Genomic DNA, 342 nt, shown 5'->3' on the forward strand with positions numbered 1-342 from the left:
GTTTTAATACCCAGCCAATCCTGTTTCATGCATACGGTATTTTCATGCTTATCCATAGCCCAGTTTTCACCGGATACCAATGTGATATACATTCCTTTTCCATTCCAGCCTTTACGGGACATTCTAAAACCTGATTTCATAAGCTCTACTGCGTGGCCAAACGTGCAGCCTTTGTCTACATCACAGTATGCCCCTTCAAATGCAGCTTTAGGTGACCAGCTAATATAACCACGAAATTACTCATGGTTAGGGTTAGAATCGGGGTACTCTACTAAGTAACCCTCTTCTAACGGGTCTTCATTAGCAGGTACATCCCAACCACGAAGTTTGCAGTAGTCAGCC

General features: G+C 43.6%; 1 protein-coding gene. It reads right to left on the reverse strand.

The genetic code is table 11. The features are described from left to right. On the reverse strand, nucleotides 1–224 hold a 224-nt coding region (locus Y882_RS21045), incomplete at its 3' end, for a Thoeris anti-defense Tad2 family protein (protein WP_211259255.1). Nucleotides 225–342 lie beyond the last annotated feature (118 nt).

It is taken from the genome of Dyella japonica DSM 16301 (assembly GCF_001010355.1).
GTDB lineage: Bacteria > Pseudomonadota > Gammaproteobacteria > Xanthomonadales > Rhodanobacteraceae > Dyella > Dyella japonica.